The sequence below is a fragment of the Actinomycetes bacterium genome (genome assembly GCA_022599915.1).
Classification (GTDB): domain Bacteria; phylum Actinomycetota; class Actinomycetes; order S36-B12.
In genome coordinates this window covers 16,487-29,741 of sequence record JAHZLH010000008.1, presented here as the reverse complement: position 1 = coordinate 29,741, position 13,255 = coordinate 16,487, and the positions used below count along the sequence as shown (strand labels likewise).

Here is a 13,255-nt window from a genome sequence, read left to right as displayed (position 1 = left end):
TCGGCGAGAGGTGGGCACCCTCAGTCGATGCGGCGTAGTTCCCGGTTGTACCAATCCGCGTTCTCCACGTATACCCGCATGGCAGGTTCATGAGCGCCGGCAGGAACGCGGTCGGGGAAGATCTTGGCAGGGACGCCAAGCGCCATAGCCCGTTCTGGCACCTCGGTGTCATTAGTGACCAGCGCCTGGGCACCGACCAAGGCTCCGGAGCGAATCACTGCCCGGTGCAGCACCACCGACCCGGAACCGATCAGGCAATCGTCCTCGACGGTGCACCCCTCCATGTGAACTCGATGGCCAACGACGCATCGATCGCCGACCACGGTGTCCAGTTCGTCGGTGCAGTGCAGCACTGAGCCATCCTGAATAGAGGTCTGCGCGCCGATGATGATCGCCCCACGGTCACCGCGGAGAACTGCCCCCGGCCAGATCGACGACTGCGGTCCGACGCGCACATCTCCGATCAAGACGGCGTCTGGGTGGACGAAGGCTGATGGGTCAATTTTGGGTTCTTGTTCGCCTAGCGCATAACGCGGCATATCCGTCTCCTGATGGTCGTTAAGTGTTGCGGAGTTCACAGTTCGGCATGTCGGCTGTGCGAGCACCGAGTATTTGGGGCAGAATACGCGGCGCATAGGCAGATAACTGCCCCTCGAAGATGAAAGTGAAGCGATGGCTACCGATTACGACGCCCCTCGCAAGACCGATGACGACAACGGCAACGAGAGCATCGAGGAACTGAAGTCCCGCCGCGGGGACCGGTCCACAGCGTCAGTTGACGTCGATGAGACCGAAGCCGCCGAGAACTTGGTGCTGCCGGGTGCCGACTTGTCCAAAGAGAGCATCGAAGTCCGGGTCGTTCCGAAACAGACCGACGAGTTCACCTGCTCCGAGTGCTTCCTCGTGCACCACCAAAGCCAGTTGGCTGATCCGGATGACATGATCTGCACGGACTGCCTCGGCTGAAAAATCAAGCCAGCGCTTCCGTTTCATCGCTCGGCGCTGTAGCGATTGCCACGCCACGAGTGATCCCGGTGTTAACTACGGCGGCCAAAACAGCCGCAGCGGCCGAGAAAGCCAGCACCTGGATAACTGGGGCCTCTAGATCTTCCGCCTCCGGCGGTGGATTTCCGGTGGCTGCTCGATAGCCTGCCTTCAGTGCCTCACTAGCGCCCCAGACGGCTACCGCCGCAATCACTGGGGTGGCGATCCGCATGACGCTCATTAGTTGTCCTCGTTCCCTACATTGCCAAGGGCGCCTTGAGGTGGGCGCGCCTCATCTAGTTCTACTGCCTCGCGCAGCACGGTGGCGAGTTTATCGGGGTCCTTGGCGGAAAACAGCCAGTACGGGTGAGGATCGTCGGGATCTGTCACCTCGACTATCACTGATGTGTCACATCGGGAGGTACGTAGCGCCAAGTGGGCTCGCGGATCGAGTCGGGTCGAACGGGCTTCGCGACTGAGTTCCGCATCCAGTGGCACGACTCGGCCCACCCAGCGTAATGGCAGTCTGGCCCGACCCACACGCAGCACTTGGTCGTCAACTTGCACTGCCAACTGGGTAGAGAGCAGCACTCCGGCGGCCAGTAGCGCTCCGGCTGCGGCCACTAGCCAACCAGCGCCGCTACCGAAGGCGTAGCCATACGCAATAGCAACCATGGCGACGAAGCCAAATACTGCCAGCCACAGCCACCAGCCTGGGAAGATGCGCTCACGATAACGCCGCTCCCGACCATCTTGGCCTTCCTGCCACTGCATGCTTGATCCTCGCATACCCTGAGGCGGTGTCCGATCCATCGACTTCCCCACCGGAACCGTTCGCAGCAGGGTCTCGACTCCCCAGCCACTATGGCCACTGCTACGGCTGCGGGTCCCATAACAGTGGCGGCCTACACATGGAGCTATCGGTCGGGCCTGATCGCACAGTGCTCGCTGAGTTTGAGGTGACTGCTGATCACCAAGGTGCACCCGGCCTCATCCACGGTGGCGTGTTAGCGGCTGCCTTCGATGAAGTCCTGGGTGCCCTGAGCTGGTTGCTGCAGACCCCGGCGGTGACGGCGCGGTTGGAAACTGATTTTCGTCGCCCAGTACCGGTGGGATCCCGAGTGCTGATGATGGCTGACGTCGAATCGCAAGATGGACGCAAAACGTGGCGTCGGGCGCTGGCCCGATCTACTGACGGCGTCGAACTGGCCAGTGCCCGGGCGCTATTTCTGCAAGTACCAGCGGATCACTTTCGCCGGCATGGCGGTGGTTTGCAGTCCTGGGAAGCGGCGGCGAAGCGGAGCGAGACATGAATGACCCCGTCGATGTATTGGTTCACCGTCTGGACCCGGAAGTCCCACTTCCTCGCCGGGCTCGTCCTGGTGACGCTGGATTGGACTTGGTCACTACCGAAGCGGCTCGGTTGGCTCCGGGGGAGCGGGGATTGTTACCCACCGGGATCGCCATTGCGTTGCCGGCGGGTTATGTCGCTTTCGTGGTGCCGCGGTCGGGGTTGGCTGTGCGACACGGGGTATCGCTAGTGAATTCACCCGGAACTGTGGATGCCGGTTATCGGGGCGAGATCAAGGTGAGCGTGATAAACCTGGACGGCACACATCCAGTTGAGTTTCAGCCCCTGGATCGCATTGCCCAGTTGGTGGTGCAACGGGTCGCTGACGTGCGGTTGCATGAGGTGACCAGTCTGCCGGGCAGTGATCGCTCCGAAGGCGGGTTTGGTTCGACGGGCATGGGTGACGGAAGGAGCCACGGCTGATGCTGGGTAGGAAGCGCAAGAAGGACAGTGCTGCGGAGACTGACGAGGATCAGTTCATCGAAGTTGACGATGGCGACTTCGAGGACACGGACTCAGAGGATGAATCGGAAGTGGAGTTAGCGGACGAATTCGACCGCAGCGAAGGTCCCTTTGATTTGGGCGAGGTCGAGGAGGAAGATGCCGCTACCGCGGAGCGGCTCGACCTGGGCGCCTTGCAGGTACCCCTCGCTGACGGACTTGAAGTTCGGGTTGAGGTAGACCCACAAACCCAGCAGCCGCTGGCCGTCACCTTGGTCTTGGGCGAAGGAGCCGTGCAGGTGCGGGTGTTCGCAGCCCCCAAATCGGGCGGCGGCTGGGCCGAAGCTCGTGGTGAACTTCGCTCGTCCATCTCCGGTGACGGCGGTGTGATAGACGAAGAATCGGGTACGTTTGGCACGGAACTACGCACCACCGCCTACCTCAAGGACGGTGACGGCAACGATCAGCCGCAGCGGATGCGTTTCATTGGCGTCGATGGGCCGCGTTGGATGGTGCAGGGTGTGCTCCTTGGTGATGGCACTGACCCCAGTCGCGCTGCCGGATTGGAAACCGTCTTTCGGTCACTGGTTGTGGCCCGTGGCGACGAACCCATGCCGCCTGGAAACCCGCTAGCCATCGAACTGCCCGAGCAGGTGCCCGAAGGGGCCGAAGTGCAGGAACCAGACGAAGACAGTGACGACTAACCAGTTCTAGCCGGGCCCGGCCGCCGACCAGGCGTCAGTGAGCGCCCGCCGGGCGTGATCAGCGAAAACTGCTCGATCGGCTGCAGGCTCATCTCGTGCCATCAGTGATAGGCCAGATCGAGGGAGGGCCGCAGCCCATTTCTGCGCCGCAATCTGTGGATGTAACGGATCGTTCGCCAACGCCACCACGCCAATGGGGTAGCGCAGTTGGGCAAGATGGGTGACGGTCAGGGCCGGCTGGCGACTTGTGGCTCGCAATTCCGTCGCCAGCAACTCGTCATCGAGGTTTCGCCAAGCGGCCGCGAGTTCGTTCACTACCCAGTCGGTTGGGTCAAGTTCAGCGAGCACAGCCTGCGAGCCACGGTGTGCGATGTCAGCAGCGGCACTGGCAGTCATGCTGGCCACCTCTTCTGGCGCCCCCAACCATGCCGGCAGACAGACGAGACCCGCGATGGCCTGTGGCGGTGCTTCGCTACTGGCGAGCAATGCGGCTGCAGCGTGTCCGCCGAGGGACACTCCGCCCAGAATCACAGGCAAATCAGCCGTAATCGCCGCAAGGCGTAGCGACCGTTGAATCTGGGTGAGATCACCGCTGCGATTCTCGACATAGCGGCATTCCGCCACCCCCAATCGATCAGCAGGGAAGGCCCGTTGCAGGAATTCGGCAGTCGACCCAGCGCCATGCGCTAGGACTGCTACGGATTCCCTAGGCCAAGGCGTGTTCTTTCTCACCCTGTCATGGTGGCCGATCTGCCCTAATCGAGTCGAACTACGGGCGAACTGGGTCTAGCCTGAGGGAGTGGCTTGGAAAGTTCCCTTTGCACGCTCCGGACGGATTAAATCCTTCTCCCGGGAAGCTGCTGAGGCCGACGATCTGCAACAGCAGGTAAATGATTCTGGCGCTACCCCCATTCTGGACTGCTGTCGTGGGCAGGTGGTCACCGCCTGCGGTGTGCTGCGCAGTGTCACGGTGCGCCCGGTCGCTGGATCGCCAGCCGTGGAAGCAGACTTGTACGACGGCTCTGGGCATCTGCGGTTGGTCTGGTTAGGTCGGCGGCACATCAACGGCATTGAGGCGGGCCGTTCTGTCACTATCACTGGCCGGCTGGCAGACGCGCGCAGTCAGGCGACAGTCTTCAATCCTCGCTATCAACTGCAGCCCGTCGGACAGACGTGACCGAACCCGAACCCACCCCGGTTGACTCGAAAGCGACCGAAGAAAAGAAGCCGGCTGACGATATGTCGGCGGCCATCTCGCAGGGCATTGGTGGCTCTGCTGGGCTGTTCGACTCGGGAGCACCGACGGCGGTGTTCGTCGTGGTCTACCTCGTGTCGGGTAGTCAGCTCTATCCCGCGATCTGGTCGGCAGTGGCTGCTGGAGTCATTGTCGCCATAGTCCGACGGATCCGCGGTGAGTCGTTGCGGCATATCGCGACTGGCTTGATCGGTTTGGGAATCGCGGCATTCTTGGCCGCTCGCACCGGGCGGGCGGAGGATTTCTTCCTTCCGGGCATCTTGATCAACATCGGTTACTGCCTACTCTTCGCGGTGAGCGCACTGCTACGTCGGCCACTTGTTGGCTACGCTGCCGGTGCCGTTGTGGGGGATTTGAGTTCCTGGCGCGGAGATGACAATGCGTATCGCGGCGCGGTGGCGGCGACCTGGGCGTGGGCGGCAATGTTCGGGGCCCGAGTGGCGGTGCAGCTGCCGCTCTATCTGGCTGGACTAGTCGGAGCGCTGGGGGTTGCCAAACTCGCTATGGGCTGGCCGTTGTTCTTGTTCGTGGGGTATGTGAGTTATCGAATCATGCGGCCACGCATGAACCCGGAAGTGATGCCGGCGGCTACCACGGAGTCTGAATCCGATGATCCTGATCAGGCGCCTTCCACCTGACGATGCGGATGGCCGGGGGCGAGAAGTTGCTCAAGGGCCTCTTCCTGCTCCGGGCTGCAGACGAAGAGGAGTTCGTCGCCGGATTCCAACGCGTCGTCCGGTTCCGGCGAAATGACGCGGGTGCCGCGCACGATGGCGACCAGTGCGGTGTCTTGCGGCCAGGACACGTCGTCGGTGCGGCGGCCCTCCAGTTCGCTGTGCGAGGGCAACGTCAACTCCACCAAGCTGGCTTCTCCCTGACGTAGCGAGAACAGCCGCACCAGGTCGCCGACGGTAACGGCCTCTTCTACTAGTGCCGACAACATGCGCGGTGTCGATACCGCAACATCAACGCCCCAGGATTCGTCAAACATCCATTCGTTCTTTGGATGGTTAACCCGAGCAACCACTCGGGGTACGCCGTACTCAGTCTTGGCCAGGAGGGCCACCACCAGATTCGCCTTGTCGTCACCGGTAGCTGCGATGACAACCTGACAGTTGGGTAGATCTGCTTGGGTCAACGAGTCGATCTCGCAAGCGTCTGCGAGCAGGGTCTCGGCTTGCGGAATGAGATTCAGGTCGATGATCTGGGAATCTTTGTCGATCAACAACACATCGTGACCGTTGCCCAAAAGTTCCACCGCGATACTGCGCCCGACCTTGCCGGCGCCGGCAATAACAACTCTCATGAGGCCGGCTTACTGGGAGGTTGGCTGAGGGCTTCGATGATCTTCTCTTGCTCATCAAGTCGCATCATCACGTGCAGTAGATCACCTTCCTGCAGCACCGTGTCCGGCTCTGGCAGTAGCCCTTCGCCGTATCGAGTGATGAAGGCAATCCGGGTGTTGGTCTCCATACCGATGTACTTGATGCGGTGACCGATCCAGTCGTGATGGCAACCCACCTGGGAGAGCAGGACAGTGCCGGATGGATCGCGCCACTCTTCCCAGACGTTCCCGGGGAGTAATCGTCGCAGCATTTGGCCACAGGACCAGGCAACGGTAGCCACGGTGGGGATACCAAGCCGCTCATAGATTTCGGCTCGTTTCGGGTCGTAGATGCGGGCGACGACGTTCTCCACTGCAAAGGTTTCCCTAGCAACCCGCGCCGCCAAGATGTTGGAGTTGTCCCCGCTGCTGACGGCAGCAAAAGCGTGCGCTTGCTCGATACCTGCGTCCCGCAGTCGGTCGCGATCAAAGCCGACACCGGTTACGGTCTGGCCGGAGAAGTTGTCACCGAGTCGACGAAATGCGGCGGGATCGCGGTCCAGGACCGCTACCGAATGGCCCTCGGCGTCCAGCCGTTGTGCCAAATTCGACCCCACGCGGCCACAGCCCATGATGACGATATGCACCGGCTCTCCAACCTTTCACGCGATTATCCGGCCAAGACGTTCCACGCCGAATGGATATTTCGCTCGCAAAGTCTACTTTCACGCTAGCACCGCCCACCGGGTTGTGTTGCCAGCAACCGGGAGATGCGCCCGCGGGATAGGGAACCGGCGTATCATCGTGGCCTGTGGCCCTGTCGGAGTTCGCCAAACGGTTAATGGTGGGTCGAGCGCTGCGCTCGGACCGGCTAGACGAAACGTTGCTTCCCAAGCGGATTGCGCTACCCGTATTTGCCTCAGATGCGCTGTCCTCCAATGCATACGCCACCCAAGAGATTCTGATCGTGCTGGCGCTGGGGGGCGCATCGCTTTACAGCTACGGCATGTGGGCAGCCGCGGCAGTGGTGCTGGTCTACTTCGTGGTGGTCGCGTCCTACCGGCAAAACGTGCACGCCTACCCACAAGGGGGCGGCGACTACGAGGTGGTGTCGAGGAATATTGGCCCACGGGCGGGGGTCTGGACCGCGGCGGCGCTGCTGGTTGACTACGTGCTGACGGTGGCGGTGAGTATCTCGGCCGGAGTGGCCAGCTTGGCGTCGATTTCTGATTTCATCGCTGAATATGCGGTCGTGATCGCAGTACTCGCGGTGGCGGGGCTTGCCGGAATCACACTGCGCGGGGTCCGGCAGTCGGGGGCATTGTTCGCAGTACCCACCTACTTGTTCATGCTGACGATCGGCATCATGGTGATCACTGCCCTCATCAGGCTCGCCACCGGTGCCGAACTCACTGCAGAGAGTGCGGCCTGGCAGGTGGTGGCCGATGACGAGTTCGCTGGTTTGGCACTCGCTTTCCTCGTCGCCCGTGCCTTTGCCTCCGGCACGACGGCACTCACCGGGGTGGAGGCGATCGCCAATGGGGTGCCGGCTTTCCAGAAACCCAAGAGCACCAATGCGGCGAGCACCTTGCTGTTGCTCGCAGTGATTTCTTGCACCATGTTCTTGGCCATTACTTGGCTGGCACTACGCACTGGGGTGCAAGTGACCGGCGAAGATTCCGATCTGATCGGACTTCCGGCAGGTCAGACCCAACAAACCGTGATCGTGCAGATTGCCGAAACGGTCTTTGGTGGCATGGGTTGGCTAGTTGCCGCTGTCTCCATCATCACCGCGATTATGCTGTTGCTAGCCGCAACGAGTGCCTTTAATGGCTTCCCATTATTGGGCTCTGTGCTCGGTCGAGACGGCTACTTGCCGCGCCAGTTGCATACCCGAGGCGATCGGTTGGCCTACAGCAACGGAATCATTCTGCTGGCGCTGGGGGCGGCGGGACTGATCGTGGTGTTCCAAGCCAGCGTTAGCGCACTGATCCAGCTCTACATCGTCGGCGTCTTCGTCGCTTTCACCTTGAGCCAGGTAGGGATGGTGCGACATTGGAATCGGCTGCTGGCTGGAGAGCCCGGGAGCGCCGCCGCTAAACGGATGCGACGGTCACGGTTGGTCAACAGCGTCGGTGCGGTCCTCACCGGTTCAGTCCTCGTTATCGTGGTGGTCTCGAAGTTCACCCGAGGCGCCTGGATTGTGGTGCTGCTGATTCCGCTGCTGTACTTGCTGATGCAGGCCATCAAGCGGCACTACGACCTTGTCGGCGCTGAGATGGCGGTTTCCGGTGAAGACGAGAAAGTTACGCTGCCGTCTCGCGTACACGCCTTGGTGCTGGTGAGTCAGATTCACAGGCCCACGTTGCGTGCGGTTTCGTACGCTCGAGGCGCTAGGCCCACTGAGCTAGAAGCCATTACGGTCAACGTTGATCCAGCTGGTACCAGGCGGCTGGTTGCCGAATGGGAAAAGCGGGAGCTGCCGGTCCAATTGCGAGTCTTGGACTCGCCTTATCGGGATATCACCAAACCGGTGCTGGAGTATGTCCACGGTCTCCGCCGGGAAGGTCCACGAGACCTGATCGCGGTCTACATCCCGCAACTGGTCGTGGGTCATTGGTGGGAGAACCTACTGCACAATCAGTCGGCACTGCGACTGCGAACTCGATTGATGTTCTCCAAGAACGTAGTCGTCGTGACCGTGCCGTGGCAGTTGCAGTCTTCGCAGGAGTGGCGACCAGGTCCAGACCCCACCATCCCGACAGCAGTCCGCCATGGTGGCACGGATTCCACTGATAACGCAGGGAGCGGTGATCGCTGAGCCGCGGCCACCGGCTGAGCTACCGGATCAGTTGGTGCAGTTGCAGGTCACTGCGGTGGCTAACGGCGGCGCGTGCGTTGCCCGGCTTGATGGTCGAGTGGTCTTTGTCCGACACAGTTTGCCGGGTGAATCGGTGCTGGCGCGGATTACCGGCTCGGGAGGCGGTGGCCGGTTCTGGTTCGCTGACGCGGTGGAGATTCTGCAGCCTGCTGCCAAGCGCGTCACCCCACCCTGTCGGTTCGCGGGACCGGGTGGCTGTGGCGGCTGTGATTACCAACATGTGGAGTTGTCGGAACAACTTCGCTGGAAGAGTCTGATTGTGGCCGAACAACTGGAACGTCTCGGCGGGGTCACAATGGACGTGCCGATTAGTTCGCTGCCCGGAGCCGAGGATGGATTGGGCTGGCGCACCCGGGTGCGCTACGCAGTCGATGATGGTGGTCATGCCGGACTGCGGCAGTATCGCAGTGACGCGATCGTGCCGTTAGATCGTTGTCTGATCGCGGTGCCGCAGATCCAAGCAGCCGTGAGTGAAGGAGAGCCGCTGCTAGCGAGTAACTGGCAAGGGAGCAAGGCGTTAGCGGTGGTGTCGGCAGCCGGTGGCGTGCAGGTGCTGCCCGAACCTGGGCCGCGGCCAGCGGAGGTAACGGAACGGGCAGTGGGACGAGACTGGGCAGTTGCCGGAGATGGCTTCTGGCAGGTGCACCCTGCGGCTGCCGATGCCCTCTGCGAACAAGTGCTGACAGCGTGCGAGGACGCCGAGGTGCTCTGGGACCTCTACTGCGGGGTTGGTCTGTTTGCCGGTGCCTTATCCCAGCAACGGGCCCGCTCGATTGTGGCGGTGGAAGGCGATCGTCGCGCTGCCGCGCTTGCTCGGCGCAATCTCTCTGATTTCAGCAAGGTGCGGGTAGTCCGGCGAGATGTCCGAGCCTGGGTGACCTCGGCCAGTGGCCCAAAACCGGACACGGTGGTACTTGATCCGCCACGCAAAGGGGCAGGTGCCGCTGTATTGCAGCCGTTGCTCACTACTGCGGTGCGGCGATTGGTCTATATCGCCTGTGAGCCCAGTGCGTTGGGTCGAGATACCGGATTGCTGCGCGAGCAAGGCTGGACATTGTCGGAGGTTTCCGCGCTTGACCTCTTTCCGATGACCCATCACGTGGAAACCATCGCCGTATTTGATCGTTGAGTGATGGCCGGGCCTGCATGTTGGACTGGTCGCACTAGACTGAGGGAGGCGGTCGCCCGGGGAAGTGGTGGCTACGCCTGATCCGAGTACCCAATGAGGAGCCTTGATGAGTCTCGACACCTTCTCCGCGCGGTCCCAGCTGTCTGTCGGCGAGCGGAACTTCGACATCTACCGCATCGATGCGTTGCCGGAGTCGAGTCGGTTGCCCTTCACTCACAAGGTGCTGCTGGAAAACCTGCTTCGTACCGAGGACGGCAGCAATGTGACGGCCGACCATATTCGGGCCTTGGCGGGTTGGGATGCCTCGGCGGCCCCAAGTCAGGAGATCCAGTTCAGTCCAGCCCGAGTGATTATGCAGGACTTCACCGGTGTTCCCTGCGTCGTCGACCTAGCCACGATGCGGGAAGCCGTCGCGGAACTGGGTGGGGATCCGGAGCGGATCAATCCGCTCTCACCCGCAGAACTGGTCATCGATCATTCCGTGATCGCCGATTTCTTCGGCACCGGCGATGCGGCTCGCCGCAACGTCGACTTGGAGTACCAGCGCAATCGCGAGCGCTACCAGTTCCTGCGCTGGGGGCAGACCGCTCTGGACGATTTCAAAGTGGTGCCGCCGAGCACTGGCATCGTGCACCAAGTCAATGTGGAGGCCCTTGCCAGAGTTGTCATGGCAGACGGCGATGTTGCCTATCCGGATACCTGCGTTGGCACCGACTCCCACACCACCATGGTCAATGGTCTCGGGGTCCTCGGCTGGGGCGTCGGCGGTATTGAGGCAGAGGCGGCCATGTTGGGTCAGCCGGTATCCATGTTGATTCCGCGGGTAGTCGGCTTCCGACTGACTGGCGAACTTCCCGAAGGTGCGACCGCTACCGATCTCGTGTTGACCATCACCGAGATGTTGCGTGCGCACGGCGTGGTCGGAAAGTTTGTTGAGTTCTACGGCGAGGGTGTGACTTATGTCCCGCTCGCCAACCGGGTCACCATCGGCAACATGAGTCCCGAATTCGGCTCAACGGCAGCCGTCTTCCCCATCGACGACGAAACCCTGCGCTACCTCCGGCTCACCGGTCGTGCGGAGGAGCAGATCGAACTTGTCGCCGCTTACGCCAAGGCGCAGGGGCTGTGGCACGATCCAGCGCACGAGCCGGCCTACTCCGAGACTCTGGAGCTGGACCTCGCCGACGTACGGCCGTCCATCGCTGGACCGAAGCGACCGCAAGACCGGATTGCGCTCACTGATGCCAAGGCGACGTTTGTCCGAGACCTGGCCAACTACACCGATAATCCGGCAGCGACCGCCCAGATCGAGGGCAGCGACATCGAAATCGGTCATGGCGCGGTTGTCATCGCGGCGATCACTTCCTGCACCAACACCTCCAACCCGTCAGTCATGATCGGGGCCGGACTCGTAGCCAAGAAGGCGGTCGAGCGGGGACTGTCCCGGCAGCCATGGGTCAAGACCACGTTGGCGCCGGGATCGAAGGTAGTGACCGATTATTTGGAGCGGGCCGGATTAACCCCCTACTTGGACAAGATCGGTTTTGATCTGGTCGGGTACGGCTGCACCACCTGCATTGGCAACTCCGGGCCATTACTCACCGAAGTGTCGGCGGCGGTTCGCGAGGCCGATCTAGCGGCCACCTCAGTGCTTTCCGGCAACCGAAACTTCGAAGGGCGCATTAACCCGGACGTGAAGATGAACTACTTAGCGTCGCCGCCGTTGGTGGTTGCCTACGCCTTGGCTGGCCGGATGGACATTGATATCACCAGCGAGCCACTCGGCTACGACCCAGAGGGTGAGCCGGTCTTCCTGGCCGACTTGTGGCCCACGCAGCAGGAAATCGAAGAGACGGTCGCAGCCACCATCGACCCACAGATGTTCGCCACCCGCTATGCCGACGTCTTTGCCGGCGATGAGCAGTGGCAGCAGTTACCGACTCCCACCGGTAAGACCTTTACCTGGGATTCAGAGAGCACCTACGTGCGCAAGCCACCATATTTCGATGGCATGGCACTTCAGCCCGCCGCAGTGACCGACATCGCTGGCGCGCGGGTGCTGGCTCGGCTCGGAGACTCGGTAACCACCGACCACATCTCCCCGGCGGGGGCGATCAAGCGAGACAGTCCGGCTGGTCGTTACCTGATGGACCACGGCGTTGAGCCGCGGGACTTCAACTCCTACGGCTCCCGTCGCGGAAACCATGAAGTGATGATTCGAGGAACGTTCGGCAACATCCGGCTCCGCAACCAACTCTTAAATGACGTTGAGGGTGGCTATACCGTGGACTTGCTGGACCCCGAGCGGCCGCAGGTGTTCATTTACGACGCCGCTCAGTCCTACGCGGCTGCCGGCGTGCCGCTGGTCGTGCTGGCGGGTAAGGAATACGGTTCCGGATCGTCACGCGATTGGGCCGCCAAGGGGACGAAATTACTGGGAGTTCGAGCGGTCATTGCTGAGTCTTACGAGCGGATCCACCGATCAAACCTCGTCGGCATGGGCGTGCTGCCGCTGCAGTTCCCTGAAGGGGAGTCGACGGCAACGCTGGGGCTGGACGGTACCGAAGAATTCAGCATTGCTGGCGTCTCGCAGTTGAACAGCGGTGAGATTCCGGCAACGGTGGCCGTCACAGCAACGCGGGGCGACGGAACCACGATGTCGTTCGACGCGGTGGTGCGAATCGATACCCCAGGTGAGGCGGACTACTACCGCAACGGCGGCATCCTGCCCTACGTGCTGCGGTCCCTGCTGGACTAGCCGATGGCCACGAGCGCGGTACCGCCTGGTTGGCCGCGAGATCTACCAGCACCGGATTCGGCGGAGTTCCGCGAACGGGTGGTGGCGTGGCTTTTGGATCGAGCGCCGGCTGGGTTTCGAACTGCTCGGACGCTGCGCTCGCAACCTCAGGCGCTCGCGCTCATTGTTGCCAACGTGGCGATGGGGGAGGTCGAGGCGCTACGCGTTGCCTATGCGGGAGCGCGGCGAGAGTTGATTGAGTACCTCGGGCCAGACGAGATCGCGGCGGTACTGGCAGACATTGAAGCCCAGGGCGCGCAAAGTGCGGAATCGTTACGGCAGGTGGAATTGGTGGCGGCAGCGCTTGCCGGTCAGCAATGGCGGGCGCGCCTGTGATTCGCGTACCTGCAGAAGAGCCGTAGGATGTTAGGTAACGCGATGACGCAGCC

At 61.9% G+C, this 13,255-nt stretch carries 16 protein-coding genes; 10 read left to right on the top strand and 6 right to left on the bottom strand.

What is annotated here, in order from left to right; all coding sequences use genetic code 11:
- Positions 1 to 20: 20 nt before the first annotated feature.
- Positions 21 to 539, bottom strand: coding sequence for a gamma carbonic anhydrase family protein (locus K0U62_01650; protein MCH9800220.1), 519 nt, complete (start codon positions 537 to 539; stop codon positions 21 to 23).
- 133 nt (positions 540 to 672) lie between these two features.
- Between K0U62_01650 and K0U62_01645 the strand changes: the two genes are divergently transcribed.
- The gene (locus K0U62_01645) at positions 673 to 966 is read left to right on the top strand and encodes a DUF4193 domain-containing protein (GenBank protein MCH9800219.1); all 294 of its coding nucleotides are present in this window, start codon (positions 673 to 675) and stop codon (positions 964 to 966) included.
- A gap of 4 nt (positions 967 to 970) precedes the next feature.
- On the opposite strand, the gene K0U62_01640 is transcribed toward K0U62_01645, so the two are convergent.
- Entirely contained in the window at positions 971 to 1,225 is a 255-nt protein-coding gene (locus K0U62_01640; protein MCH9800218.1) for a DUF4235 domain-containing protein, read from the bottom strand.
- Positions 1,225 to 1,758 (bottom strand): DUF3093 domain-containing protein, encoded by a 534-nt coding sequence (locus tag K0U62_01635; GenBank protein MCH9800217.1) that lies wholly within the window; start codon positions 1,756 to 1,758, stop codon positions 1,225 to 1,227. Before K0U62_01635 ends, K0U62_01640 begins: the two co-directional genes overlap by 1 nt.
- A gap of 137 nt (positions 1,759 to 1,895) precedes the next feature.
- Between K0U62_01635 and K0U62_01630 the strand changes: the two genes are divergently transcribed.
- From K0U62_01630 to K0U62_01620, 3 genes are read left to right on the top strand one after another with little or no spacing between them, the layout of a single operon-like run.
- Entirely contained in the window at positions 1,896 to 2,297 is a 402-nt protein-coding gene (locus tag K0U62_01630) for a PaaI family thioesterase (GenBank protein ID MCH9800216.1), read from the top strand.
- Complete coding sequence (gene dut / locus K0U62_01625; protein MCH9800215.1) at positions 2,294 to 2,758, top strand: dUTP diphosphatase; 465 nt, start codon at positions 2,294 to 2,296, stop codon at positions 2,756 to 2,758. The genes K0U62_01630 and dut overlap by 4 nt, the downstream gene beginning before the upstream one ends.
- Complete coding sequence (locus tag K0U62_01620) at positions 2,758 to 3,480, top strand: DUF3710 domain-containing protein (GenBank protein MCH9800214.1); 723 nt, start codon at positions 2,758 to 2,760, stop codon at positions 3,478 to 3,480. The genes dut and K0U62_01620 overlap by 1 nt, the downstream gene beginning before the upstream one ends.
- A gap of 6 nt (positions 3,481 to 3,486) precedes the next feature.
- On the opposite strand, the gene K0U62_01615 is transcribed toward K0U62_01620, so the two are convergent.
- A complete protein-coding gene (locus K0U62_01615; GenBank protein MCH9800213.1) occupies positions 3,487 to 4,212 on the bottom strand; it encodes a hypothetical protein in 726 nt (241 codons plus the stop codon).
- A gap of 67 nt (positions 4,213 to 4,279) precedes the next feature.
- Between K0U62_01615 and K0U62_01610 the strand changes: the two genes are divergently transcribed.
- Together K0U62_01610 and K0U62_01605 are read left to right on the top strand one after the other, a co-directional pair.
- The gene (locus tag K0U62_01610) at positions 4,280 to 4,657 is read left to right on the top strand and encodes an OB-fold nucleic acid binding domain-containing protein (GenBank protein ID MCH9800212.1); all 378 of its coding nucleotides are present in this window, start codon (positions 4,280 to 4,282) and stop codon (positions 4,655 to 4,657) included.
- Positions 4,654 to 5,373 carry a DUF3159 domain-containing protein gene (locus K0U62_01605; protein MCH9800211.1) on the top strand — a complete coding sequence of 240 codons (720 nt, stop codon included), beginning with the start codon at positions 4,654 to 4,656 and terminating at the stop codon, positions 5,371 to 5,373. Before K0U62_01610 ends, K0U62_01605 begins: the two co-directional genes overlap by 4 nt.
- On the opposite strand, the gene K0U62_01600 is transcribed toward K0U62_01605, so the two are convergent.
- A complete protein-coding gene (locus K0U62_01600; protein MCH9800210.1) occupies positions 5,355 to 6,041 on the bottom strand; it encodes a TrkA family potassium uptake protein in 687 nt (228 codons plus the stop codon). The genes K0U62_01605 and K0U62_01600 overlap by 19 nt on opposite strands.
- Entirely contained in the window at positions 6,038 to 6,706 is a 669-nt protein-coding gene (locus K0U62_01595) for a TrkA family potassium uptake protein (protein MCH9800209.1), read from the bottom strand. Before K0U62_01595 ends, K0U62_01600 begins: the two co-directional genes overlap by 4 nt.
- Positions 6,707 to 6,870: 164 nt before the next feature.
- Here K0U62_01595 and K0U62_01590 point away from each other — a divergent pair, with 164 nt between their 5' ends.
- The 4 genes from K0U62_01590 (at position 6,871) to K0U62_01575 (ending at position 13,202) form a co-directional block, all read left to right on the top strand.
- The gene (locus tag K0U62_01590; protein ID MCH9800208.1) at positions 6,871 to 8,880 is read left to right on the top strand and encodes an APC family permease; all 2,010 of its coding nucleotides are present in this window, start codon (positions 6,871 to 6,873) and stop codon (positions 8,878 to 8,880) included.
- A complete protein-coding gene (locus tag K0U62_01585; protein MCH9800207.1) occupies positions 8,834 to 10,069 on the top strand; it encodes a methyltransferase in 1,236 nt (411 codons plus the stop codon). Before K0U62_01590 ends, K0U62_01585 begins: the two co-directional genes overlap by 47 nt.
- Before the next feature lie 106 nt (positions 10,070 to 10,175).
- Complete coding sequence (gene acnA / locus K0U62_01580) at positions 10,176 to 12,827, top strand: aconitate hydratase AcnA (protein ID MCH9800206.1); 2,652 nt, start codon at positions 10,176 to 10,178, stop codon at positions 12,825 to 12,827.
- 3 nt (positions 12,828 to 12,830) lie between these two features.
- Positions 12,831 to 13,202 carry a hypothetical protein gene (locus K0U62_01575; GenBank protein MCH9800205.1) on the top strand — a complete coding sequence of 124 codons (372 nt, stop codon included), beginning with the start codon at positions 12,831 to 12,833 and terminating at the stop codon, positions 13,200 to 13,202.
- Positions 13,203 to 13,255 lie beyond the last annotated feature (53 nt).